A 25135-nucleotide genomic window follows, 5' to 3' on the forward strand; every position below is an offset into this window, starting at 1 on the left:
CTCAAGAGTTCCAACCATGTTGGAAGGGGTGCGGAATTTTAGCGTCTGTACTGCGTTACCTGGATACAAGACAGCTCCTGACGAAAGAATGTTGCGTGAACCGTCCATTCCAATTTCCCAATCACCTTTCAGATCGAATTTGAAGTTGGGCGTTTGGAAAGTCTCAACCGTCGTACTAGAAATCAATGGATACGTTGGTGGTGTCGGTAGGATACTGATTGGTAGATTGATAAGTCCTAGCCCATACTCATTGTCCATCCCATAATTAATAGGAATCGTACTTGAAAGAAGTTTATTATACAGTTGTGTCACTGTTAGCGAAGGGTATGCTTGCTTGAGTAGTGCCATTACACCTGTAGCAAACGGTGTCGCACAAGACGTACCCGAATAGTGAGAATAGCCACCTCCCTTAGAAGTGGCGGTCTGTGCCGTATATGAGGTAATATCCAAATGTGGTCCATATTGGGAATAGGATGCTCTGCGTATATATGGACTGGTTGTGTAGGTTTGAGACGCGCCGATAGACAGAACATTGTCGTAGTATCCTGGATACCTAACGTCAGCCTCCGTCGCAGCAAAGTTTCCTGCCGCCGCAAGGATTGGAATACCCGCGTTTATTAAGTTATTGACTGCATTTTTCAGAGCTGTTGAACCACTGGGTAACTGGACGTTACACAAAACTACATTTGGTCGTGGATTCATGTCCAAGGCGTATTGTAAAGCCGCTGTTGTTAGTGAGACTGTTGTATACGATTGTTGGTCACCGCCTGTTCCTGGGTAGTAACAACAGATCGAATACAAGTCTGCTTCGTACGCAACGCCCATAATTCCTTTTCCATTTTTTCTTGCACCGATGACGCCAGCACTCATAGTACCATGACCATCAACACTTGGAGAAACGTCTGTGTAGTCCGATGTACCTGCTTCAACATTATATCCACCCAATATATTTGGTAAGTCAACATGTGGACTTACGCCTGTGTCAATAATGGCAACACGAACACCTTTTCCTGTGTACCCTGCATCCCAAAAGTTACCTACGGAAGCCGTAAGGCATCCCCAGTTAACTCCCTCACTTACAGCTGGTGCCTCTGCGATAACGTCTTGGTCAATGTCCTCAACTGCTTCATGCTCCAACAATTTTTCTACGTTTGCATCGTCTATTTGGACTGGTACGAAAAGATCCAGGCCTTTTCCAAATCTTCGAGAGACTTTTCCACCGAACTGTTTGATTACCTTCTCTTGTTCCTCTTTGGTTATGCCAGGTTTGAAGTTGATAATATACTGATGAGGGATGCGATGTTTCGCCCCTCTACCATTGATACGCTTTTTACGCAATGACTTCATCTCCTTTAAAATGATGTGTTTTTCATTTGACGATACCCTTTGTCAGTACGTCCGCTCCTGAATTAGAGCACCTGCTACCTCGAAACTATCTGCTCCCAGAGAGAAGGTGCTCTTTCCTGCTTGCTTTTCTCAAGCTGTACAGCCGCTTTCTTGCTTAGTTCCACACGCCGCTGCCGGACATCCACTGATCCAGGTTGACCAGTGTCTCCAGCTGCGGATACGCTTCTCTCACCAACTCGACCAGCACGGCTCGTTCACGTTCCATCCCGCCACCCCCTTTGCCGCCTCAGCCAATCGCTCCCCTGATTCGGGGACCCTCTCCCTTGCCGGACAAGGATCGTTCCTTCGTGATGCATCTTGACCTCCTCCCCTCAACACGATGATTCTCTCTATGACGAGCAGCGCCCGTCGAGCAAGGAGCGAGTGGACCCAAGCCTTGAACTCGCTTTTGTGTATGTCTGGCGCTGTTCGCCTGTTTTCACTGCTCGACGGGTGCCGCTATTTCACCTGCCTCTTCCTGACACAAGGCATTCTCACGCACAGCACGCGCTGTTCGAGAACTTGCGCCCAGACGCATCCATAGCACTCGTGTGTTTTGGGAAGCTTGGCGAAAAAGGTTTTTCTGGTCACGCTTCTGTGTTTGTCACTTTCTTCACCTCCGTTTTGCAATCGAAGCGTCCCTCACCATTTCAGGGAATTGAAAAAGCCACCCGGATGCTCGGATGGCTTTTCGCAATAACGCTGTGCAGTTCTTATTTCTTTCGCTTGGCTCAAGTATAACCCGCCCAGCAGAAAAAACGGGAAAATGAACGGTTATGTAAAGTTCTGTAAAGGGTTGTCTACCTGCCTTTGATCAATATCCCGCGCCCTGCATAAAAGCGGGAAAAGTTCCCCAGGCTCATGCGAACATTCTCCTGCGTCTGCGGGGTATCCCCGGACGGATTGTGAAACAGAAGCTCCCGGGTCTGCTCGTCCTTCCCGAACACATAGACCAGATGCCCGCCTTGCTTGGGCGGTACCGCGTCAGGCTTGCGGATGCTCGGATGGACAGATGCGATATACACGTATCCTCGGTCGAGCAGATCGTAAATCTCCTCGATCGGGGTGTGCTCCTTCAGCTCCGCCTGAAGGGAAAACTGCTCCGAAACGAACGAAATAAATGGGCGGTAGATCAGGCCTTTGATCGTTCCATCTTCATGGACTACATATCCCCCGTACTCCCGACATTGCTTCATCAGGTCCATCGTGGGAATGATGCGATCCTGCAAATGGGCCAAGGCCATTTTCAGACAAGCCATCCCGCAAATATGATCGCACCACCGCGCGTATTCCGCCTGATCGGTTGCACCCGACAGCTCCCACAGAGGGTCGTCGGCCGGATTCCTTTTTCCCGTGATAAAGTCGCCAATCAACGCTCGCGATTCAAACTGACCAAAATAGGGTACTTCCTGCATGCTCTCTACCTCCATCCGGCTCATTCCTCCTTCTAAAGGTAACACATTTCGAAGCACCCTATCTTCCCATTCCTGTTTTACGTCTCCGTGATCGTTCCGCCATTTACATGCAATACCTGCCCGGACACGTATCCGGAATCGTCAGACGCCAAATACACATAAGTAGGAGCAAGTTCAAACGGCTGTCCTGCTCTGCGCATCGGCGTGTCCGTTCCAAAGGTCGTCACATACTCCGCTGAAAAGCTGGATACGATCAGCGGGGTCCAAATCGGCCCCGGCGCTACCGCATTCACTCGGATTCCACGGTCCTGGAGTTGAAGGGACAAGGAACGCGTGAAGGACACAATGGCTCCTTTCGTCGAGGAATAATCCAGGAGCAGCGGCTCTCCCTGATAGGCGGTGACGGAGGCAGTGCTGATGATCGAGCTGCCGGGTTGCAGATAAGGCAGGGCTGCCTTCGTCAAGAAAAAGTGGGGATACATATTGGTTCGGAAGGTATCCTCCAGCTGCTCCCTGCTGATGTCAAGGATACTGTGCTGAGGGAATTGGACAGCCTGATTGAGGACCAGTACATCCAGTTTGCCAAAAAAGGAAATCGTCTGGGTCACCACCTCCTGACACCATGCCTCCTCCCGCAAATCCCCCGGGAGCAAGAGACAGCGACGTCCATATCCCTCGATGATGCTTTTGGTTTCCTCCGCATCCACATGCTCGTCAAAATAGGGTATTGCGACATCGGCTCCTTCCTTGGCAAAGGCTACCGCCGCTGCCCTTCCAATCCCGCTGTCGCCTCCTGTGATGATCGCAATCTTTCCTTGCAATTTCCCGCTCCCCAAGTAGGCAGGATTGTCGTAGATCGGACGAGGAACCATCAGGTATTCCATTCCTGGCTGACGATCCTGATGCTGCGGCGGGAATGTGATCGGCGTCTCCTCACACGTCGTTTTCGAACTGTAATACGGGTACATCGGGTACATAGCGAATCCCCCTCTCGAAATCGATACCATTAGGATATGCGCCTATGCGAAAGGGGTTCTTCTAGCGATCTACCTCTCTGCGCGAAAGTTCGTGCCGAGAGCTTGCCCGAGCCCAAAATAGTGGCGGAAGTTGTAGAGAAGCGGGCTCCACTTCGCCGGATCGATATGATGCTCGCCCAAAACAATGCCCTCATGTGCATGGACTTGGAGTACTTCCGTCTCGATGACAGCAAATTCCGGAGCATGTTCCGGCATGCGAATATGCTTGACGACAGCTTCCAATTGCAACGGGCACTCGAGGATGCGCGAAGGCTTGACGTTAACGGACGCTGCGGGTGTAAATCCACTGATCTCGAATTTGTCTTTTTGATAGGAATACCCCATGCTTTGCTTGAACGGTGGCACCGGGTCCTTTCCGGTATAAGGAGCCAGCCGCTCTACCTGTTCCCAGAGACTCGGGTCCGGGAGATTCAGCACGCATTCCCCATGCCGCATGAGATTTTCCAAGGCTTTCCCGCCCGCACCCAGACCGAGGACAACGGTATACCCCAAGGCCCATGACGATGATATAGGCGTGATATTTGTGGTCCCATCCTCATTGCTGGTATTCAGCAGGATGACAGGGGTTCCATAATACAAAATCTTTGGTTTTACGGTTTTCATAGCTGGCAGCTTTAAGTCTTGCTTCACGTCTGCAATCTCCTCCTGTGCTGTTCTTGAAGAGATTGTAGAATGAAAACATTTCACCCTCCATCGAAGTATGAAAAAGCAAACAGGGCTGTCGCTAGATCCGACAGCCCTGCTTTGTTTTACTTCTCTTTTCCTACAAAGATAATTTCATTCCCTCATGACTCCTCACAAATCCGAGCCGATCATAGAATCGATGGGCGTCCGGACGCGATTTGTCAGTCGTCAGCTGAACAAGTCCGCAGCCCTGCTCTTTCGCCAGCTCAATCGCGTGGCGGAACAGCGCTTCTCCAATGCCCTGGCTGCGATACTCCCGATCTACGCGCACCCCTTCGATTTGCGCCCGTTTCATCCCCAGGCGCGCCAGTCCAGGAATGATGGTCAACTGGAGGCAGCCAATCACTTTGTCGTGATCGACTGCGACAAGCACGGAATTGCCGACCTGCCTTTGAATATCAGAGAAAGCATCGAGATAGGCTTGCGGCAGCGGGTCTTCATATCGTTCCCGGGTTGCTCCCAATTCATCGTCGGCCAACAGACGCACAATCTCTGCCAAATCACTTTGCACAGCTGCTCGTATTTCCATGATTCCGTCCCCTTTCCCCAACTGCTTCACAATCGCTTTCAAACTATCCATTCTCTTTATCCACCCCAAATCCTTTCAGGGCAGCTTTTTCTCCTGTTCGTGCTGCATCGCTATCGCCATTTTCATGACGGCACTCCGCTTAATCTCGTAATATCGTTGACGTGAGACCCCCAGGACCTTGGCAATCACATTGTTCTTATCTCCATCGAGCAGCGCTTCGACAATCAGCCGCTCTTGCTCATCCGTAATCGTCTCCACTGCCCGGTCGATGCGCGCGATCTTCTTTTGCAGATTTTGCAGCCGGTTCCACTTGCGCTCCCTGCGAACGACCTCGGCATGCGTCTTGTCCGCGTTTCTGCCTTGTGCTTTGGGCATTGCCGAATCCACACCGTACTGGGCAATCATCCCCTCGCCCGCTTCTCGCAAATAGCTTTGAATCCGGACCACTTCAATCTGCATGTACGGGTAGTCGCGAATATCGTCCTCTGTCCGCGAAATGAGATCGAGTGCGGGTTGCAGTCCGGCAGAAACGTTATATTCGGCTGCGTTCTCCATGATTTTTCCCTCGTGGTCTGATTTGAACTTGTCCCATTCCGGGCAACTGTCAATCATCCCGACATGCTTGTCGTGAACCTGGCAGCGCGCTTTCTTGCCCCATCCGGTCGCCGGACAATGCTCGCAAACCATTTCCCTCAAGTAGTCACTGCTCATCAATGTGTTCGGTACCATTCTGCTTCCCTCCCTATTCAAAATAGGAACACATGTTCTCTTTTTCTTGTACAATATCTCACACTCAAATGTATAGTTCAAGATGTTTTTACTAAAATTCCCCAAGTCGACAGAGAGACTCAAGCCAAAAAAACGGCTCTGACAGCGGTTTGGCAGCGCTATTTTACCCGAAAAAAAAGCACCATTTTCCCGAATCGAGAAAATGATGCTAAATATTTCACTATACCTAAACCTCTCGAACAGACAGGACCTCCTGTTCGTATGCCTTTACCTCGTCCAGCCAGGCTTCGCGTACCGGTACACCCTGTCTGGCACAGTAGTAGTCCCAAACCGCTCCGTAGGGATAGGATTTGAATTCTTCCAGCAATGCGAGGCGGGTCGTATAATCCTTCGCCAGCTCAGCCTGCCTCAGCAGCTCGGTCGGCTCCAGCATCGCCCGCAGCAGCGCCTTCAGGGTATTGCGCATCCCGATCACCCAAGCTGCGATCCGATTGATGCTGGCATCGAAAAAGTCGAGCCCGATATGCGTCTTCGCCAGCAAATCGTGGCGGACCAGTTCGCAGGCGATGTCCAGCAGCTCGTCGTCCATAATCACTACATGGTCGCTGTCCCAGCGAACAGGACGGCTGATGTGCAGCAGGATCCCTTCCGCGAACAAGGCCAGCGAGCTGAGCTTGCCGGATATTGTCTCCGTCGGATGGAAGTGGCCTGCATCGAGGCAGATCAGCTTGTTGTTTTGCAGCCCGTATCCCATGTAAAACTCATGCGAGCCGACTACATAGCTCTCCGAACCGATCCCGAACACTTTGCTCTCCACCGCATCCAGATGCGAAGCCGGGTCCAGCCGCTCGGCAAAAATCTCGTCGAGCGACTCCTTCAAGCGTCTCCTCGGCCCCAACCGGTCGACCGGGATATCCTTGAAGCCGTCCGGCACCCAGACGTTCGTCACGCAGGTTTGCCCGAGCTCCTGTCCAAAATAAGCGCCAATTTTTCGCGATGCTTTGCAGTGATCGATCCAGAACTGGCGAATCTGCGGATCGGGATGACTCAGGGTAAAGCCGTCCGCTGACTTCTCATGGGAAAAGCAGGTCGGGTTAAAATCCAATCCCAGGCCATGCTCCTTCGCCCATTTGACCCAATTGGCAAAATGCTTCGGCTCCAGCTGATCCAATTCCACCCGCTCGTCCGTGTCGGCGTAGATGGCATGCAGATTTACCTTGTGCTTGCCGGGGATCAGGGAGAAGGCTTTCTCCAAATCCTGACGCAATTCATCCGCAGTACGTGCTGCTCCCGGATAATTCCCCGTTACGGCAATGCCCCCCGTCAGTTCCTGGTCGCGGTTGAGAAAACCGCGCACATCATCCCCCTGCCAGCAATGCATGGACACCTTCACCTGCGCCAGTCTGTCCAGGACCTTGTCTGTATCAATGCCGTGTATCGCGTACAGTTCCTTCGCCGCCTGATAGCTGGCGGTCAGCTTTGCTTCCATGTCCCATACCCCCTCCTGTTCCACCTCTGGCGATCCGGGCGAACGCCTCCAGCCTGGATTCCTGCCCTGTCCGTTCTTGCGGCCAATAGGTCTTCCCTAAAAAGGACTGGCGGATCAGCCTTCTGCCCTCCTGGACGTCCTTCAGCTTTTGGCTGGCGATCATCTGCACCAACAGATTGCCCATCGCCGTCGACTCAGTCGGTCCCGCGATCACCTTTTTCCCCGAGACATCGGCTGTCAACTGACAGAGCAGCTCGTTGTTCGACCCGCCTCCCACGATGTGGATGACCGTGATCATATTCCCTGTAATCGCTTCCAATTCTTTGACTGCAAGCGCATAGAGGATAGCCAGATTATCATAGATGCACCGCGCCACCTCACCCGGCGTCCCGGGTACTTCCTGTCCGCTCTCCTCGCAATAAGCCTGGATCTCCTTGACCATATCGGGTGGGTGCAGAAAGCGGTCATCGGTAAAATCGACATAATACCGAAACGCCTGCTCCCGACCCGCCAGCTCCACGAACTCCGCAAACGAGATCTGCTCCTGATAGCTTCGCTGCACCTCTTGGATCAGCCACAGGCCCATGATGTTTTTGAGAAAACGGTAGGTGTGGTACGCGCCCCATTCATTGGCAAAATTGCTGCTCTGCGCCCGCTCGTCATGGATCGGTCGAGGCATTTCCACACCGATCAACGACCAGGTCCCGCTGCTCAAATAGGCAAAAGGCTCCTCCTGATCCGCCGGAACACCGAGGACCGCTGATGCGGTGTCATGAGTTGCAACCACAATTACTTTACAATCAGGCAGGTCGTACTTCTCTCTTAACGACTGGCTGATCTCCCCCAGAACCGTTCCGGGCTGAACGAGTTCGGCAAACTGGCTTCGTGACAACGAAAGCAGGCGAAGCAAGTCCTCGTCAAAGTCCTTCGTATGCAGATTCAGCAGCTGGGTCGTCGAGGCATTCGTCACCTCGTTCACCAGCTTACCTGTCAGCAGGAAGGTCAAATAGTCGGGCACCAGCAGGATTTTGTCTGCCTGCTTAAGCTCGGCGGGATCGTGAACCGCCAGTTGGAACAGCGTATTGAACTTCTGGAACTGGATCCCGGTCTTCTCATAGATCTCTCGAGCCGAAAGCTGCCTCTTTACAATCTCGACCGCATCGCGTGTCCGCTCGTCCCGGTAGGCGTACACCTCATGCACCCTTTTGCCCTCCCGATCCAGCAGCACGTAGTCTACAGCCCATGTGTCAATTCCCAGGGTACACGCAGATATGCCCATGCTTTTTGCCTTTTGCAGACCGATCAGCACTTGTTCGAACAAATAGTCGATATTCCAATAGCAATGTCCGTTGCGCTCGGCAAATCCATTGGCAAAACGGTGGATTTCCGTCAGGGAGAGGCGTCCGTCAACGACCCTCCCCCACACCAGCCTGCCGCTGGACGCTCCGATGTCTACGGCTATATGATTTTCCACGGCCTGCACCTCACTTATTCCCGAGATGAAACACTTCCTGCAGCTCGACCGTAACCGGGCTATGATCCGCATGGGTCTCCATGACATCCTTCATGTACGCCCACCATTTTTGGCAGATTTCCGTCTCTGCGGTCTTGCCCCAGCGCTCTTCGTCATCGATTTCCAGATAGGCGAACAAGGTATTTGTCTTCGCGTCCAGAAAAATCGAATAGCTCTGTGCGCCATGCTCGCGCAGCATCTCCACCATCTCGGGCCAAATCTCGTCGTGCCGCTTCTGGTACTCCGCATGGCAGTCGGCAAATACCTTCATGGCAAAAGCCTTGCGAATCATCTTGAAATCCCCTCCTCTTTTCACTCCCAATACATTCAGCCCACGATCAGGGCAAACACAACCCCTGGGCCGTGAACGCCAATCGTCAGATCATTTTCAATGTCGGCAGAGCGGCTTGGTCCCGAGATAAAATGGATGCCTGCGGGAAATTGCGCTCGCGGACGGCCATCAAAATGAGCCAGCACCTCCCCCATGCGCGTCGCAATCCGCTCCGCCGGAAGGATCGCCATCACGACAGCAGGCAAAAGACTGACTGACCTGCCCTGATTGCCAGATGAGGTGCAAACCAGAGAACCCGTGTAGGCGATGCCGTACTCTGCCATTGTAATTCCGATATCTGCCTCTGCTGCATAGCGAAGCACATCCTTCTGCTCTTCCGCATGCCAGACGACGATTTCTGCTTCCGGCAGGGCTTGTTGCCAATCCAGCGCATTCAGCTCCGGCTGATTTTGGCGGATGATCTCATAGGCTCCCAGTTCCTTTGCCTTTTCCGCGATATAGGTTTTCGCTGCCTCCAGATCAGGTACCCGAACCACATGTCCGCCAGCCTTTTGCCAGTTCTCGCTGAACAGAGCGATTCGCTCCTCCTGATCAAGCGAAAAACGCCGCCAATCCGGCGGAGCGCCCTTGTGAGGATGAGCAGGCTTTTCCGTCAATCGCGGACGACCAAGGCGGTCTGCGATTCTTTGCATGAACCGATCCTGCTTGTTGCGCGACTCTTCATTCATCGCCCACGCCACCTTTCTCGCGTTCGTTGAGATGGCGGTGCAGCCGTTCCCGTATCTGCTCATCCATCTCTGTCCGCTCCCTCTGGATGTCGCGCTCCAATGCCTGCCAGCCCTCGCGAAAGGACTTCTTGGGCAATGGAGACGTATGCCTGTGCTGGTTCCAGCCCTTAAGCGGCCCAATCCTGGCCTTGATGACACCATCTCGCAGCAAAAGCTTCTGCATGACGCGTCCCCAGCGCAGGGCGCGACCGTACCGCTTGTGCGACGACATCACAAAGCGAAAGCCTTTCATCCCCGCTTTCTCTTCCCCGGACTGTACCCCTTGCTCCACTTTTCGCTGTCGCAGATAGACCAGCATGTCATGCAGCGGGATTTTGACCGGACATGCTTCATAGCAGGCGCCGCACAGACTGGAGGCATTGGCGATGTCGTCCCATTCGGCTACGTTTTTGTTCAGCGCAGGCTTCAGCACCGCCCCGATCGGACCGCTGTAGGTGCTGCCGTACGCGTGGCCGCCGATGTGCCGGTATACCGGGCAGGCGTTGAGACAAGCACCGCAGCGGATGCAATTGAGCAGCTCCTGAAAATGCGGGTCGCCCAATTGCAGCGACCGCCCATTGTCGACGATGATCAGGTGCATTTGCTCGGGACCGTCCCGATCCTCTGCGCGTCTCGGCCCGGAAATTCCCGACATGTAGACGGTCAGCTTCTGCCCTGTCGCCGAGCGGGGCAAGAGCGTCGCCATCACCTCGAGATCGTCCCAGGTGGGAATGATGCGCTCCATGCCCATCAGCGTAATTTGCGTCTTGGGAACAGTCGTCACCATGCGGGCGTTGCCTTCGTTTTCAAACAGAACGATGGAGCCGCTCTCCGCAATCGCAAAATTGCAGCCCGTCATTCCGATGTCGGCTTCGAGGAATTTTTCCCGCAGCTTTCTGCGCACAAAGCCTGCCAAAGCCGTCGTATCCGGGGGAAGCTCCTCCCCTGCCTCCTTGGACAGCAGTTCGGCAATCTGGTAGCGGTTTTTGTGAATGGCCGGAATGATGATATGGGACGGCGGTTCGTTCGCCAGCTGGATGATGTACTCCCCGAGGTCGGTCTCCACCGCCTCCACTCCTGCCGCTTGCAGAGCCTGGTTGATATGCAGCTCCTCGGAGACCATCGACTTGGATTTGACCACCGAACGCGCTCCGCACTGCTTGGCGATGTCCAGCGTCAGCGCCGCCGCTTCTTCGGCAGTATCGGCAAAATGGACGTGAACACCGTTGGCCCGTGCATTCTCCACGAACTCCTGCAGGTAGTAATCCAGGTGGGCGATCGTGTGCAGCCTGATCTGACGCGCTCGCTCCCGCCACTCCTCCCAGTTTCCGTGCTCCTGCGACGCCACCTGTTTGCCTGCGCGCAGCCGTTCTGTGGTGAACTTTACTGCGTTGCGCAAAAACTCGTCGGAAAGCGCCTGTCGCGCCCGCTCCTGGACTGTCCTAGGCTCGGCTGACCGCATGCTCGCTCACCCCCTCGTACAGCAATTCAGCCAGATGAAGAACGCGAATCGGCTGGCCGCGATAGCTCAGATGTCCGGCTATGTTCATCAGACACCCCATGTCCGTACCGACCAGCACCTGTGCTTCGGTCTCCAGGATGTGGTCTGCCTTTTCGCTCACCATCGCCCCGGAGATGTCGCTCATCTTCACGGCAAAAGTACCGCCGAACCCGCAGCAATCCTCGGCAAAAGGCAAAGGGATCAACTCCAGACCTTTGACGTTTTCCAGCAACAGCAGCGGCTCTTCCTTGACTCCGAGCAGCCGCGACCCGTGACAAGAGGGATGGTAGGTCACTTTGTACGGAAAACTCGCCCCGATGTTCTGTATCTCTAAGACGCGGACCAGAAATTGCGAAAATTCAAACGTTTTCTTTTGCAATCGGAGCGCTTTTTCCAACATGACGGGATCGTCGCGAAACAGCTCCGGGTAGTAATGATGAATCATCCCGGTGCAGGAGCCGGAGGGAGAGAGGACGTAATCGCTCCCCTCAAACGCCTCCAAAATCGTTCTCGCAGACGCCTTGGCTTCCTCCCGGTATCCGCTGTTGAATGCCGGCTGACCGCAGCAGGTCTGCACCTCGGGAAAATGAAGCGCAATTCCGTATCGGGCGAGCAAGCGGACCATCGATTCTGCTGCGCGCGGGTAGAGGCCGTCACATAAGCAGGTTACAAACAAGGAAATTTTCACCTTTACCACCTTCATTTCACTGTCATCCCTTTTTCTTCGCGGGTGCGTGCGGCGATCCCTGCCGCTAGCGGGTAAACGCCGCCTGCACACCGCCGTCGATCGTCAGCATGCAGCCCGTCGTTTTCTCTGAGCGGGACGAAGCGAAGAACAGGATGCCTTCCGCAATATCTTTCGGGTAGATATTGACCAAGAGAGTGGTGCGCTTGCGATAGTACTCCTCCAGCTCGTCTGGCTTGATTCCGTAGGCCGCGGCGCGCTCATTGCGCCAGCTGGAGTTCCAGATCGCCGAGCCTTGCAAGATGGCGTCAGGCAAAATCGAGTTGACGCGAATGCCGTACTCGCCTCCCTCTGCCGCGATGCAACGGGCCAAATGGACTTCCAGCGCTTTGGCCGAGCTGTAGGCGGAGACGTTTTTGCCCGCGTAGACCGAATTTTTCGAGCCGACAAACACCATATTGCCGCCGATGCCCTGCGCCTTCATCTGCTTGAAGGCTTCCCGGGCGACGAGAAAATAGCCCGTGCCCAGCACCGAGATATTCAGCTCCCATTCCTGGAGAGTGGTTTCGTCAAACGGGCTGGAGGTAGCCAGACCCGCGTTGTTGACGACGACATCGATCCCACCGTAGGCGAGCGCCGCTTCCTTCAATGCCGCAACGACCTCCTCCTCTCGCGTCACGTCCATTTTGACCGCGATCGCTCTCCCGTCTCCATAGCGGGCATTGATTTCATCTGCCACCTGTCTCGCCCCGTCGATGTTCAGATCCGCCACCACAACATGGGCTCCTTGTGCGACGAAGCTGCGGCACGTCTCGCTTCCGATCCCACCAGCCCCCCCTGTCACAAATACGACTTGGCGCGAAAACTCCGCTTCTGGCGGCGCCAGCGTCAATTTATACAATTCCAGCGGCCAGTACTCCACCAGATACGATTCCTGTTCGGAAAGCGAGACGAAATCACCCAATGCTGTGGCGCCGCGCATGACGGCAATTGCCCGGTGATAGAGAGCGCCGCTCACCTTGGAGGCGGCCCAGCTTTTTCCGGTATTGATCATGCCGATTCCCGGAATCAGGATCACGCGGGGAGCTGTCTCGGACATTTGATCTCCTTCGCTGTGATTCCGTTCAAAATACGCCTGGTACTCCCGCTGATACCGGTCAATACCATCGCGAAGCTGCTGCTTGAGCACGCCTACATCCCGCGTCGCCGGGTCCCACTCGACAAACAGAGGCACCATCTTGGTATGCACCAGATGATCCGGGCAAGCCGCGCCGATCTGGGAAAGGGTTTTGCCTTCCTTGCTGTTGACGAATGCAAGGACGTCCTGTGCGTCATCAAAAGTCAGGATCATGCGCTTTTGTCCACTGACGGCACCGCGGATGAGCGGCATAAGCTGCGCCAGGACTTCTTTGCGCTCCGGTTCGGGAAGACTTTCACAAACTTGCCCGCCAAAGACCTGATCCTTCTGCACCCTCGCCGCAATGAATCGTTCCGCCTCTTGAATGACGGCAATTGTCTTGGCATAGCATTGTTCCGCTGTCTCTCCCCACGTCACCAGGCCGTGCTTTTCCATCAAGACCAGCTCAGCTTGCGGATTTTGCGCCACACCCTCGGCGATCATTTTGGACAGCGTAAAGCCAGGCCGCACATACGGCACCCAGACAAAGCGGTCGCCGAAAATCTCGCGCGCCACTTCTCTGCCGTTGTCAGCGCAGCAAATGCTGATGATCGCATCCGGATGCGTATGATCCACATGGGGAAAAGGCAGGAACGCATGGAGCAGCGTCTCGATGGAGGGACGGGGATGCTTGCTGTCGATCATGCAGTGGGCGAGATACGCGACCATCTCCTCATCCGACATCTCCTCCCTCGCCAGGAGCGGCAGCACATCGTCGAGACGCAGTCCGGTAAACTGATGAGCCTTCATCGTCGCCAGATCCGAACCGCTTCCCTTCACCCACATGATGTCGATCTCTCTGCCGCGAAAATCCGTTCCTTTTGTTTTCGTAGAGGTATTGCCCCCGCCCCAGTTGCAAACCCGCCGATCCGCTCCGATCAGGTTCGATCGATAAACCAGCTCTTCCAATCCGCTTTGCAGGTGATCTGCTTGGTCACGATCCCATAAGCTTCGTATCATTTCCTACCTCCAACGAATGTAAGGATTTCAGTGGTGCCCCGAGGAACAGCCTGCCCTGGGGCACCTTCCTGACTAATAGACCTGCTTCCACTCCCCGATGTTCGACGGGTCGAATTTGAAAGGATCACCCAGCATGATCTGGGTGCCGTCCCCATCCGTGATGATCTCCTTTTCGCCCAGCTTCCCGGCTGTAAACTTCTCTCCTGCCTTCCCGGTGATCGTCCCTTTGACCAGCGCATCTGCCGCATAGCCGGAGAGATAGCCCACGTCGACCGGATTCCACAGATACATCCACGGGCTGACGCCGCTTTCGATGTACTCTGCCATTTCACTCGGGAGTCCCAGCCCGGTCAGCTTCACTTTGTCCTTCAAGCCCTTGTCGGTCAGCACTTTTCCAGCCGCTGCGATCCCGACGGTCGTCGGCGCGATGATCGCTTTCAGGTCAGGATAGGATTTGAGCAGGGCTTCGGTCTCGGACACGCTCTTGTCGCGCAGATCGTCCCCGTACGCCACCTTGACCAGCTTCATGTCCTTGTATTTCGGGTCTTCCAGTTCTTTTTTCATCCATTCGATCCAGAGATTCTGGTTCGTCGCCTGCGAAGTGGCGCTCAGCACCGCGATCTCTCCTTTGCCGCCGATCATCTCCGCCGCGGCTTGGATCTGGACGCGGCCGATCCGCTCGGGGTCTGCCTGGTTGATGTGGACCATGCGGCTTTGCGCGTTCACCGCCGAATCGAGCGAAAGCACCTTGATCCCGGCGTCCATCGCTTTTTTCAGGGCGGGCTGCAACGCCTCCGGGTCATTGGCGACCACGGCAATCGCATCTACCTTCTGGGATATCAACTCTTCAATCATCTGAATCTGCGCTTCTGCTGTCGGCTGGTCTGGCGCTTTCAGGATGGCTTCGCCGCCTGTCTCTTCGATCGCGATCTTGAAGCCTTCCATCTGCTTTTCGCCGTAAGGGTTTCCGGTATTCTTAAAGATGATGGCGAAGCGCTTTTTCCCGCCTGCGTCACCGGAGCCGCCCGGCTGGCTCGCCGTCTGGCTGCACGCTGCAAGCATGGAAGCCGCGAGCAGGACGGTCAAGAATGATGTCACAACCTTTTTCATGCCAATTCCCCCCATTTTGAATTCCTATACAAAACAGGTTTCACCCCGTGATGTATCCTGTCTCAGCCTGCCCTCTTCCCCTTGCCCAGCCTTCCCTTCAGGTTGGGAATCGTGACGGCGGCGATCAAGAGCAGTCCGATGATGATCAGGAGCATTTGTGCAGGCACATTGACCAGCCCCAGCCCATAGCGCAAATAGCCAATGAGAAACACCGCCAATATCGCGCCGATCATCCGGCCCTTTCCGCCTGCCGTGCTGATCCCCCCCAGCACCACCATCGCAATCACGTCCAGCTCATAGCCCGTCGCGATGTTGGGACGCGTGCTGCCCATGCGCGAGGTGAGAAAAAGGGCGGTCACAGCGGCCATCAAGCCTGCAAGGGTAAAAACGATGATCTTGATGCGGTCCACCTTGATCCCAGAAAATTGACTGGCTGTCAGATTGTTTCCCATCGCATAGACACGTCTGCCAAATGTCGTCTTGTGGAGCAACAGGATAAACGCGATGGCAAAGATGACAAAGACAAGAAAGATAAACGGCACGGGCCCCACATACCCCCAGCCCAAATAGCTGAACCATTCCGGAAACTTGCCCCTGGCCTGGTCCTCCAGGATGATGTAGGCGATGCCCCGGTAGAGGATCATCGTCCCCAGCGTTACGATCACCGCTGACAGCTCCTTGAATTGGGTGATCAAAAGCCCGTTTATGTAACCGCATAAGGCACCGACGCCCAAACAGATGAAGACCGCCAGCTCCATCGGCACGCCGCGGGTATACAAATCCGCCATCACCACGGAAGACAGGGCGACGATGGAAGCCACCGAAATGTCAATATCCCCCAGGATGATGATCAGCACCATCGGCAGGACGATAAAAGCCTTGTCCAGGAAAGTCATCGTCGCGTCCCGCAAGCTGTCGGCGTTCAGATAGTACGGCGACAGATACGCATTCAAGGCATGTACGAGGAGGAAGATCAAGACCAGCATCCACTCCCATTGCAGAAAAAAGGCTTTCCAAGAAAATGCCCGGCTTCCGAGCAACACACGCTTTTCCATGCTCAAATCTGCCTCCTCATCAGGTTGTTGCGATCGACGCCCCGTTTCACCAGCGCATTGATCACGACGGCAATCAAGATGATCGCACCTTGGATTCCCATCTGCCAGAACGGAGAGACATTGATCAGCGGCAGGGCATTGTTCAGCATTCCGAGAAGTATGGAGCCGAGAATAATGCCGGAAATTTTCCCGGAGCCTCCGGCAATGCTGACGCCCCCGAGCACACAGGCCGCGATGACGCTCAGCTCATAGCCAACCGCTGTATCGCCTTGTGCAGAGGCGAATTTCGCTACCCACAGCACGCCAGCCAGCCCGGACAGCCCTCCCATGATCGTATAGACCAGCCACAGAATCTTGTCATTCTGGATGCCGCTGATTCGCGCCGATTCGGGGTTGCTGCCGACTGCGTAGATTTGCCTGCCAGTGCGCGTGTAGGTAATGAAATAATAAAAGAGGATATAAATGAAGACTGCGATCAGGATGAGCGTATTGATGCCCAGAACGGAGCCTGTAGCAATCGCCTTGAACGAAGCAGGCATCTGATGGGCGCTTACCCACTTGCCGCCGCTTGCAAAAAAGGTCGTGCCGCGAAATACGTTCATCATCCCCAGCGTCGCAATGATCGGCAAAATGCCGGCCTTGGCCACCAGAAGTCCGATGATTGCCCCGCAGATGAGCCCCACCAGTATCCCCAACAGAATCGCCAGCAGCGGATGCACATCGGGATAGGCGCTCACTGTCAATGCCGCGATCATTCCCGACAAGGCCAGAGTAGCGCCAATCGACAGATCGATCCCGCGCGTCACGATCACCAGCATCATGCCGACGACCAGGATGCTTAATATCGCTGTATTGGTCACCATGTCGCTGAGATTTTCCATGGTTAAAAAGCTCGGATTGCGAAGCTGGACCCCGATGGCAAGCATCAAGATAAACAGCAACAGCCCCAACTCGCGAAACCGGGCGAAACTAGCTCCGAACGATGTCTTCTCCAGCGTCTTGCCTGTCAACTCAACCACCACCTTCTTCATCCACTGTCACCCGAAGCAACAGGTGTCTATGAAATTGCCTGGTTCGCCATCGCTGCCGCAAGGATTTCCTCCTGCCTAATGTTGGCTGCTTCGAGAGTCGCTGTCACCCTTCCCTCGCGCATGACGATTATCCGGTCACTCATGCCGATCACTTCCGGCATCTCGGAGGACACCATGATGATGCCATAGCCTTGAGCGGCCAGCTCGCTGATCATGTTATAGATCGCCGATTTGGCCCCGACGTCGACGCCTTTGGTCGGTTCGTCGAGGATCAGGACGTCCAGGTGGGCGGTCAACAGTTTGGCCACCACCACTTTTTGCTGATTCCCGCCAGAGAGGGAACTGGCGAGATCAAAAATGCTCTGCGCCTTGACCTGCACCTTTTCCCCCAGGGTCTTTGCCAGCTCCGCCTCTTTTTTCTCATCCACCCAGCCCCTTCGGGAAAGCTGGTCCAAGGCAGACAATGTGATGTTGCGTCCGATGCCCCAATCCAGCACCAGCCCTTGTTTCTGCCGATCCTCCGGCAGGTAGCCGATGCCCGCCTTCATCGCATCCCAAGGATGACGTATGACGATCTCTTCGCCTCGCAGAAACACCCTGCCCCGATCCGGATTCGCGATGCCAAACAACGCCTGGCACACCTCCGTCCTCCCGGCACCGACCAGTCCGGTCAAACCGAGGATTTCGCCGCGTCTCAGCGAAAAAGAGACATCTGCAAAATAGCCCGTCTTGCCCAGCCCCTCGACCCGCAGCACTTCTTCGCCCGGTTCCGTACGTCTTTGCGGGAACATTTGCGTGATCTGCCGCCCCACCATCGCGACAATCAACGCCTCGTTGGATATCTCCTTGACGCCCCAGCTCCCGATATAGCGCGAATCGCGAAAGACTGTCACTTTGCTCGCCAGGCGGTACATGTCCTCGAAGCGATGCGAGATGAAGATGATGGATGCCCCATCGTCCCGCAGCTTTTCGGCAATCCTGTACAGCTCCTCGCTCTCCCTCGCCGTCAACGCTGCTGTCGGCTCATCCATGATGATGATCCGGGCCCGCATCGACAAGGCCTTTGCAATCTCGACGATTTGCTGCTGCGCGACACTCAGTGCCCCCATCCTCGTACGCGGGTCCAGATTGCTGCCCAGTTCTTGCAAGAGCAGCTTGGCCTCTTCATGCATCTCGCTCCAGCGGATCCGCTTGGTTCGCTTGCTTACCTTCTCATGACCCATGAATATATTTTCCGTGACGCTCAGATCGGGAAAGCAGGTCACATGCTGATAGATCGCCGCGATTCCCAGCCTTTGGGCATCCTTCGGGCTGTTGATTTGCGTGCGCACCCCGTTCAGGATGATTTCCCCCTCATCCGGAAGATGGACACCTGTGATGATTTTGATAAATGTGGATTTTCCTGCGCCATTCTCCCCCATCAAGGCGTGGATTTCGCCTTTTTTAAGTTGAAAATGCACGCGGTCCAACGCCTTTACTCCTGGAAACGCTTTCGTAATTCCCTTCAGTTCCAACACATAGTCCGACATCGCTCTCCTCTTTTCTGTCCGAATATATGTTTCTATCGTTGTATTGAGTTATTATTTTGTTTGTTTTCTTCTGTTTATCTGTATGTTGATGATTATATATCTTTTGCTTTTGTTTGTATATGCAATTTTTGTATTTTTCCTTGTTTTCAGAAAAATGTTGTTAAAGAATTTCGTGATCCTCTGACTGAAGTGGAGCAGAGGAAAAAGGGAAAAAAGCTCCAGGCGGGTTGGGATCTTCGCTGTGGGCCTCACTGGCCGCCTCCACTCCAAAGGCGGAACCGCGGCCAAAAGCAGCCACTTCCAAGACGTGTTTCAGAGTTGGCCGCTGAAATCTTGTTCCGGCTTGGTCAAGATCCCAAATGCCTTCGTTTTTTCCCTTTTTCCTCGACCAACTGTTTCTGGTCTCCCTGATAATAAAAAATGTCCCTCGACAGAAACATTTTCTGCTCCGGGACATTTTTGAATCCTCCTAGTATTTAACTAGTTAATCAACCTAACTGCCGAGCATTCCAGTAGCAGGCTCACGCTCCTACTTTGCATAGCAATCACAGGTCATAATGTGATCGTTGACCATCCCTACTGCCTGCATGTAGGCATAGCAAATCGTCGAGCCTACGAACTTGAATCCTCGCTTCTTCAGGTCCTTGCTCATTTGGTCGCTGATCGGGGTCTGAGCCGGCACATCACTTAATTGGCGAAAATGGTTCTGGATCGGTTTGCCACCCACGAAGGACCAGATGTATTCGCGGAAGCTTCCGAATTCCTCCACGACCCGAAAATAAGCGTGGGCATTGGCGATTACCGCCTGGATCTTCAATCTATTGCGCACGATTCCTTCGTCCTGGAGCAGCTCTTCTATCTTCTTCTCATCGTATTGGACAATCTTCGCCGGGTCAAACTGGTCGAAAGCGCGGCGATAGCCCTCTCTCTTTTTCAGGATGGTATACCAGCTCAAGCCGGCCTGCGCTCCTTCGAGATTAAGAAATTCAAACAGCAGGCGATCATCGTAGACAGGAACCCCCCACTCCTGATCGTGATACGCCTGGTACAACGGATCTTGCGTCACCCAACCGCAACGGTTCATCCCCAACACTCCTTCACTAGCGAACATATATTCTGATTTCAGAATAATGCAAGTTAGGCTGAAGTGCAAGTTTCCTAGACTTTTGCCGGCTCCTTCCCATCGGCGAATTGCTTCAGGCAGGCATTTTCTCCAATCATGAGCAGGACGTCGTTTTCCTTGATGATTTGGTCGGGAGAAGGATTGACGCTGATTTCTTCACGGGTTCTGATGGCGATTACGCTCAGATGGTATCTTGCCCGAATGTCCAATTCACGCAAGCTTTTTCCGGCCAAGCGGGAAGGCACCTTGATCTCCTCTATGCTGTAGTCCTTCGACACTTAATAAAATTCAACACGTTCGGCGACATCAGACTGTGGGCAACCCGTTCACCCATATCCCGCTCCGGGTACACCACTTTATCCGCTCCTATTTTGCTGAGCACTTTGCCATGGTATTTATTCAGTGCCTTCGCTACGATATGCTTCACACCGAGCTCTTTTAAAAGCAATGTGGTTAAAATGCTTGCCTGAATGTCATTGCCGATCGAGACGACTACGACATCGAAGTTGCGGATTCCGATCTCCCGCAACGCATTTTCCTCTGTGGTGTCGGCGATGACCGCATGAGTAACAAAGTCCCGGCTCTCTTCAATGCGAACTTCGTCTCTATCGATCCCCAGAACCTCATTCCCTGCCTCGTACAGTCGATTGGCAATGCTTGAACCAAATCTGCCCATTCCGATGATGGCGTATTGTTTTCCCATGATGTCCATGACCTCCTTTCGTGAATGCCCCGTGCTACCCAATCATGAGCTTCCCTTTTGGATACTGGTAATGGTCCTTGCGTCTCTTCCTGGCCAGGGCGAAAGCGATCGTCAGTGTACCTACCCTTCCGGCGAACATCGTAAAAATAATCAAGATTCTTCCCAAGGGAGAAAGCTCTGGCGTCAGTCCCATGGAAAGGCCCACCGTACCGAAGGCGGAAGTCGCTTCAAACAAGATCATGAAAAAATCTGCCCCTTGCTCTGTAATCGTGAGACACATCGTGATACATGTCACAAGCAAAAGGCCGGCCACTGTTACCGTCAATGCCTTGTAGACCAGATCGTGCACAATCCGGTGCCGGAAAAAGGAAACATCCTCTTTGCCTTTGATCTGTGACCATACCGCTCCCAATAAAGTAGCGGTCGTGGTCGTTTTGATCCCGCCCCCTGTAGACCCCGGAGACGCTCCTATGAACATGAGATAGATCGTCAAAAGAAGCGTAGGATGTGTCAAATCAGGAATATTGAGTGTGTTCGATCCTGCTGTCCGGGGAGTGACCGCTTGATAGAAAGAAGCGAGGAATTTTCCTGTTGCGCCAAGCGGTTGGATGGTTTTGGGGTTCTTCCATTCAAAGAACAAAATGAGCAATGTTCCCGCGACAAGCAAGATGGCGCTCATCGTCAAAACGACTTTGGTATGCAGGGAAAGGCGACGGGTCATCCGGTATTCGAACAGCTCATTCATCACGATAAACCCGATTCCGCCAAGCGTGATCAGGCCGGCTACGACCAAAGTGACCAAGGGATCTTCCGCATAGTCAGTCAGACTTTTAAACTCCCCCATGAGATCAAAGCCTGCGTTGTTGAAATTGGAGATGGCATGGAAAAACCCAAAGTATATCGCCCTGCCCAGCGGCATGTCGTAGGCAAAGCGAAGGCTGAGCAGCACTCCTCCGACGCCTTCTATGATCACGGTAAAAATCAGGATTTTCCTGGCCAGACGAACGATCCCTTGGATGGAGAGGTGATTGAGCGATTCCTGGAGAAGCATTCTCTTTTTTAAGGAAACCCTTTTGCCCAGAATGAGAGCAAAAAAGGTGGCAAAGGTCATGAATCCGAGTCCCCCGACTTGAATCAACGATAGAATGACCAGCTGTCCAAACCAGGTAAAGGTGGAGCCGGTATCCACTACCACCAGCCCCGTCACACAGGTAGCGGAAGTCGATGTAAAAAGGGCATCCAGCCAAGGCAGCCCCTCTCCGTCTTGCGTCGCTATGGGGAAGGATAACAGAATGGAGCCAATCAGAATGATAACGATAAAACCAATGACCAACACTTTCGGCGGATCCGGCGAAAACCGCTTTAATGATTGCTTGACGGCCAAACGTATCCCATCCTTAGTTATCCAAAGTGAATCTTAAGTTCCTGTCCGATAGATTACCCAGCAAATGCTGCCAAAATACAACAGCCCCAGCCAATTGAAAAAACCGTGCTCCGACACAGGTACTGTGTGCAGGCACGGCTATACGAGACAGATAGGCTATATCTTGATCCATTGAAAAATGGCAGTTGTCAGTTGCGGCACATAAGTGATCAGGAACATCACGACGAACGCCATGACCAGGAATGGCAGCAACGCCCTCACCAGACGCTCGATTTTGACCTCCGCCAAAGCGGACGTCACAAACAAGACGGTCCCCACTGGCGGCGTCATCAGCCCGATTGTCAGGTTGATGGTGATCAAGACACCAAAGTGAATCGGGTCCACACCGTAATTCATTGCAATCGGGTAGAGAATCGGCACCAACAGAATCAACGCTGCTACCCCGTCCAGGAACATCCCGACAAGAAAGAGAATCAGGTTGACCAGAAGCAGGAAGGCCCACTGTGTATCAGCAAAGGCCAAGATGCTTTTGGCAATCAACTGCGGAATTTTTTCATACGTCAGCACCCAGCCAAACAGGTTGGATACGGTGATCAAAAAGGCAACAGTCGCGGACGTAATGACGGTATTGCTTAAAATTTTCGGCAAATCCTTGAATTTCAGCTCGCGGTAAAAGAAGGCTCCCACCAGGAAGGCGAGCAGCGCTGCGATGGCAGCCGACTCCGTCGCGGTGAAGATCCCCAGCAAAATCCCCACCATGATGATGGTTGGAATCGCCAATGCCGGCAGCACGTTGAACGTATCCTTCCAGACCTTGCTCCAGGTCGGCCGTTCGGAGCGGGGAAAGTTCTGTTTGATCGAGATCACGTAGATCATCAGGGCAAAACAAACGCCGAACAGAATCCCTGGCACAATCCCGGCAACAAACAACTTGCTGATGGACACGCCTGCCAACACGCCGTAAATGATGAACGGCATGCTGGGCGGAATCAGCGGTCCAACGATGGAGGAAGCGGCTGTCAGCGCGGATGCAAAATCGCGTGAATAGCCTTGCTTCTCCATCTCTGGCACAATGGTGCGGCTCATGACGGCTGTCTGTGCTGTAGCCGAACCCATAATGGAAGCGAGGAACATGTTTGCCGCCACATTTACATAGGCCAGCCCCCCTCTGACGCTTCCGAAGACGACAGACGAAAAACGAATCAATCGGGTCGTAATCCCGCCCGTATTCATCAATTCGCCGACAAGAACAAACATCGGAATAGCCAGCAAGCTGAAGTTCTGGATGCCGTTGAACAATCGCTGCGGAAGCGAGTCAAACATGCCAAAGTTTCCGGTGGTCAGCACGTAGATAACGGTGGTCAATCCGAGAACGATCGCGATCGGCACGCCAAACAAGAGCAAGAGAAAAAAGAGAATCAGCGTGATCATGGGGCAGTCTCCTCCTTGACGGGCGGCGTCCCCCCGGTTTGCAAGAGTTTCAAAAGGTTATCGATGCCAAACAGCACGATCAGCACCATACTGACTGGCAATGCAGCAAAGGTTACCCACAGCGGGACTGGCAATGTCGTCGCCATCTGGTTCAGCACTCCCTCGGAGGTGAGCCATTTCCAGCTGTAAACCCCGACGACTGCCCCAAAAAGCACAATCGAAATCTGGCTCACCAGTCTGAGGATAAAGAGAGGGGTCCCCTTTAACCGATCTTCCAGCAGCGTTACCGAAGCCATCATGGAGCGCTTCAGGCCGATGCTTCCCCCCAAAAATGTAATCCAGGCAAACAGGATCAAGGACAGCTCGTCCGCCCAGTAAATGGGACTGTTCAAGAAGTAACGAAACACGACGGCAGCTACCAGATTTACCGCAAGGACCGCGATGATCGCCACATTGATCCATACAGTTATCGTCTCTATGACATCACTAACCCGGGTCAGCATGTTTGCTCGTTTTTCCATTCAGGTGTACTCCTTACTGGTTGGAAATCTCTTTCGCTTTCTTGAGGAAGGCGGCAATCTCAGGACTCTTCGCGCTCCAAGCCGACTCTACCCCTTCTACGTATGGTGCGAAATCTTCTTTTTTCAGCTCGCTGATTGTAAAATCAGGCTGCTGTTTTAAAAATTCCAAACCTTCAGTCTCATTTTTCGAGACATCTTGAGCGTTGAACTCCATCGCTGCCGTGATGCTTTCCTCCAACAGCTTCTTGTCTTCGTCAGACAGCCCGCTCCAGCGATCCTTGTTGATCAGAATCCCGCCGATCCAGTACATATGCTTGGAAGGCGTCATTTCTTTGGCAATCTCATACAGTTTTTCCGGTTGCACAGATTCCGAGTCGATGTCGATTCCATCAATGACACCGGTTTGCAGCGCAGTGTACACCTCGGTCAACGGCATCGGAGTCGGGCTCACCTGCAGAGATTTGTAGAAGTCGAGAATCGTCGGGCTCGGAGTCACACGAAGCTTCTTGCTCGCCAGGTCAGCCGGTTGTGTGATTGGAGCCGATTTCATCAGATAGTAACGGAATCCTGAGGAGAGATAACCCAGACCATGTACATTGTTTTTGCCAAGCGTCTCAAACAGGGCCATCGATTCCTGGCTGCTCCACAGCTTGTATGCTTGATCATGGTTCTCCACTACGAATGGCATCAACCAGGCGCCGAATGCGTCGGAATGGCTGCTCAGCTCGGCTGCGGTGATAATTGCCATATCGATATTGCCTGTGTCCAGCTGCTGCATCATATCTTTTTCATTGCCCAGCTCACCGCCGGGGTACAGCTCCAGACTGATGCGTCCATCCGACTTGCTTTGCAAATCCTGATTCAACTTTTCTAAAGCACGATTCCAGGAGTGATTCGGCTTCGTGATGTCGCCGATTTTGAGAACGAGTTTTTCTCCCCCGTTTCCAGAGGGAGCGGAACCACCTTCAGTGGCCCCGCCTGCAGAATTGGATGCACCGCCGCAGCCGGCGAGCGATAGCGAGAATGTCAACAATGCGGCGATGGAAAGCAACAGTCCCTTTTTCATCGGATACCCCCTGTCATG

General features: G+C 53.7%; 21 protein-coding genes and 2 pseudogenes. All 23 read right to left on the reverse strand.

The window, feature by feature from the left end; all coding sequences use genetic code 11:
* Nucleotides 1-246 precede the first annotated feature (246 nt).
* Nucleotides 247-1347 (reverse strand): annotated as a pseudogene (locus T458_RS57945) (S8 family peptidase); the annotation flags it as partial.
* An 839-nt stretch (nucleotides 1348-2186) separates the two neighbouring features.
* The gene (locus T458_RS49245; protein WP_023558531.1) at nucleotides 2187-2816 is read right to left on the reverse strand and encodes a C39 family peptidase; all 630 of its coding nucleotides are present in this window, start codon (nucleotides 2814-2816) and stop codon (nucleotides 2187-2189) included.
* 62 nt (nucleotides 2817-2878) lie between these two features.
* Complete coding sequence (locus T458_RS49250) at nucleotides 2879-3778, reverse strand: SDR family oxidoreductase (RefSeq protein WP_023558532.1); 900 nt, start codon at nucleotides 3776-3778, stop codon at nucleotides 2879-2881.
* Nucleotides 3779-3847: 69 nt separating this feature from the next.
* Nucleotides 3848-4441 (reverse strand): flavin reductase family protein, encoded by a 594-nt coding sequence (locus T458_RS49255; protein ID WP_051410127.1) that lies wholly within the window; start codon nucleotides 4439-4441, stop codon nucleotides 3848-3850.
* Nucleotides 4442-4601: 160 nt separating this feature from the next.
* The gene (locus T458_RS49260) at nucleotides 4602-5102 is read right to left on the reverse strand and encodes a GNAT family N-acetyltransferase (protein WP_023558534.1); all 501 of its coding nucleotides are present in this window, start codon (nucleotides 5100-5102) and stop codon (nucleotides 4602-4604) included.
* Between the two features lie 24 nt (nucleotides 5103-5126).
* Nucleotides 5127-5780: a hypothetical protein gene (locus tag T458_RS49265; RefSeq protein ID WP_023558535.1), complete on the reverse strand. Its 654-nt coding sequence runs from the start codon at nucleotides 5778-5780 to the stop codon at nucleotides 5127-5129.
* A gap of 226 nt (nucleotides 5781-6006) precedes the next feature.
* A complete protein-coding gene (rhaA, locus tag T458_RS49270) occupies nucleotides 6007-7269 on the reverse strand; it encodes an L-rhamnose isomerase (protein WP_023558536.1) in 1263 nt (420 codons plus the stop codon).
* A complete protein-coding gene (gene rhaB, locus T458_RS49275) occupies nucleotides 7205-8743 on the reverse strand; it encodes a rhamnulokinase (RefSeq protein ID WP_084568054.1) in 1539 nt (512 codons plus the stop codon). The genes rhaA and rhaB overlap by 65 nt, the downstream gene beginning before the upstream one ends.
* A 10-nt stretch (nucleotides 8744-8753) precedes the next feature.
* Nucleotides 8754-9074, reverse strand: coding sequence for an L-rhamnose mutarotase (gene rhaM / locus T458_RS49280; protein ID WP_023558538.1), 321 nt, complete (start codon nucleotides 9072-9074; stop codon nucleotides 8754-8756).
* 35 nt (nucleotides 9075-9109) lie between these two features.
* The gene (locus T458_RS49285) at nucleotides 9110-9802 is read right to left on the reverse strand and encodes a LutC/YkgG family protein (protein WP_023558539.1); all 693 of its coding nucleotides are present in this window, start codon (nucleotides 9800-9802) and stop codon (nucleotides 9110-9112) included.
* Nucleotides 9795-11303 (reverse strand): LutB/LldF family L-lactate oxidation iron-sulfur protein, encoded by a 1509-nt coding sequence (locus T458_RS49290; protein WP_023558540.1) that lies wholly within the window; start codon nucleotides 11301-11303, stop codon nucleotides 9795-9797. The genes T458_RS49285 and T458_RS49290 overlap by 8 nt, the downstream gene beginning before the upstream one ends.
* Nucleotides 11284-12030, reverse strand: coding sequence for a (Fe-S)-binding protein (locus T458_RS49295; protein ID WP_031306132.1), 747 nt, complete (start codon nucleotides 12028-12030; stop codon nucleotides 11284-11286). The genes T458_RS49290 and T458_RS49295 overlap by 20 nt, the downstream gene beginning before the upstream one ends.
* 64 nt (nucleotides 12031-12094) lie before the next feature.
* Complete coding sequence (locus tag T458_RS49300) at nucleotides 12095-14164, reverse strand: bifunctional rhamnulose-1-phosphate aldolase/short-chain dehydrogenase (protein ID WP_023558542.1); 2070 nt, start codon at nucleotides 14162-14164, stop codon at nucleotides 12095-12097.
* A 72-nt stretch (nucleotides 14165-14236) separates the two neighbouring features.
* Nucleotides 14237-15274, reverse strand: a complete 1038-nt coding sequence (gene rhaS, locus T458_RS49305; RefSeq protein WP_023558543.1) for a rhamnose ABC transporter substrate-binding protein — start codon at nucleotides 15272-15274, stop codon at nucleotides 14237-14239.
* Between the two features lie 62 nt (nucleotides 15275-15336).
* Complete coding sequence (locus tag T458_RS49310) at nucleotides 15337-16329, reverse strand: ABC transporter permease (protein WP_023558544.1); 993 nt, start codon at nucleotides 16327-16329, stop codon at nucleotides 15337-15339.
* 2 nt (nucleotides 16330-16331) lie between these two features.
* Nucleotides 16332-17360, reverse strand: a complete 1029-nt coding sequence (locus T458_RS49315; RefSeq protein ID WP_023558545.1) for an ABC transporter permease — start codon at nucleotides 17358-17360, stop codon at nucleotides 16332-16334.
* Between the two features lie 26 nt (nucleotides 17361-17386).
* A complete protein-coding gene (locus T458_RS49320) occupies nucleotides 17387-18889 on the reverse strand; it encodes a sugar ABC transporter ATP-binding protein (protein WP_023558546.1) in 1503 nt (500 codons plus the stop codon).
* A 529-nt stretch (nucleotides 18890-19418) separates the two neighbouring features.
* Nucleotides 19419-19973 (reverse strand): DNA-3-methyladenine glycosylase I, encoded by a 555-nt coding sequence (locus tag T458_RS49330; RefSeq protein WP_023558548.1) that lies wholly within the window; start codon nucleotides 19971-19973, stop codon nucleotides 19419-19421.
* A 74-nt stretch (nucleotides 19974-20047) separates the two neighbouring features.
* Nucleotides 20048-20715 (reverse strand): annotated as a pseudogene (locus T458_RS49335) (potassium channel family protein).
* Between the two features lie 34 nt (nucleotides 20716-20749).
* On the reverse strand, nucleotides 20750-22099 hold the full coding sequence (locus tag T458_RS49340) for a TrkH family potassium uptake protein (RefSeq protein WP_023558549.1): 1350 nt from the start codon (nucleotides 22097-22099) through the stop codon (nucleotides 20750-20752).
* A gap of 156 nt (nucleotides 22100-22255) precedes the next feature.
* Nucleotides 22256-23530: a TRAP transporter large permease gene (locus T458_RS49345; protein WP_023558550.1), complete on the reverse strand. Its 1275-nt coding sequence runs from the start codon at nucleotides 23528-23530 to the stop codon at nucleotides 22256-22258.
* Nucleotides 23527-24051, reverse strand: a complete 525-nt coding sequence (locus tag T458_RS49350) for a TRAP transporter small permease (RefSeq protein WP_023558551.1) — start codon at nucleotides 24049-24051, stop codon at nucleotides 23527-23529. Before T458_RS49350 ends, T458_RS49345 begins: the two co-directional genes overlap by 4 nt.
* Before the next feature lie 13 nt (nucleotides 24052-24064).
* Entirely contained in the window at nucleotides 24065-25117 is a 1053-nt protein-coding gene (locus tag T458_RS49355) for a TRAP transporter substrate-binding protein (RefSeq protein ID WP_023558552.1), read from the reverse strand.
* Between the last annotated feature and the right edge of the window lie 18 nt (nucleotides 25118-25135).

Origin of the sequence: Brevibacillus panacihumi W25 (assembly GCF_000503775.1) — a bacterium.
Classification (GTDB): Bacteria; Bacillota; Bacilli; order Brevibacillales; family Brevibacillaceae; genus Brevibacillus; species Brevibacillus panacihumi_A.